Origin of the sequence: Nostoc sp. (assembly GCF_036917155.1) — a bacterium.
Taxonomy (GTDB): domain Bacteria; phylum Cyanobacteriota; class Cyanobacteriia; order Cyanobacteriales; family Nostocaceae; genus Nostoc.
The window spans coordinates 1-775 of sequence record NZ_JBALDZ010000088.1 but is presented as its reverse complement, the minus strand read 5'-3'; the positions used below and the strand labels follow the sequence as shown (position 1 = coordinate 775).

Annotated in this window: 1 protein-coding gene; it reads right to left on the bottom strand. The window is 39.5% G+C overall.

Annotated elements, in window-relative coordinates; genetic code table 11:
* Positions 1-276 precede the first annotated feature (276 nt).
* A complete protein-coding gene (locus tag V7K67_RS12955) occupies positions 277-492 on the bottom strand; it encodes a chlorophyll a/b-binding protein (protein ID WP_334711238.1) in 216 nt (71 codons plus the stop codon).
* Positions 493-775 lie beyond the last annotated feature (283 nt).

The following is a 775-nucleotide window of genomic DNA, read 5'->3' as shown; positions in this document are numbered from 1 at the left end:
TATTGAATCTCAAGACAGACCGGAAGATGGCAATTCGTCACCGACCAACATTACTGATTGAACGCAGTTCAATCAGTAATGTTGGTCACTTCCTCATTGCCCAAAAATTCATCTCATCGCTCCCCTGAGCACAGGGTGAGCGAGAGGCTTCTTTTTGTTTAAGCTAACGGCTTTTGCTATCAGTATATTTTTACTCTAGCACTAAGTTTTCCATAAATTAAGAGACGGTAGATTTACCGTCTCTTAATTTTGCTAGGAGTTTAAATAAATTAGTTTTTACAGACTTGCCAAAACACCAATAATACCGTGTCCCGTGAATACTTCTAATGCTATTAGAGAGACGAAACCAATCATTGCTAAACGGCCATTGAGCAGTTCTGCATAGGTGGTGAACCCACTGCGATCGCCTTGCTCATCTATATAAACCTTTGGCTCGATCGCAAAGTTGTTCAATTTGCCTTGGTCATCAATTATAGCAGTGTTTGTACGCATGGTTTTTTCCCTGTCTTCTCTTTATGTAAATAACTGTAACAAAGTTATTAATTTTTGTAAAGTATCTTAATCTGATCGATTAGAAGTCCAAGCCAGAGAAGAGCATGTCCTAAGTCGCCAATAACATTGACAAACCTACACTTCTATTGACAAGCATCTACAGCTTTAATTAGCTCATCAACAAAATCTCTAAGCCGCTCTTGCCAGTCAGGAACGGCTTTTAGCTTATCCTTAACCCCTGGTAACACCTTAAAACATACAGGGTCTTTATCGAAGGGGTGAT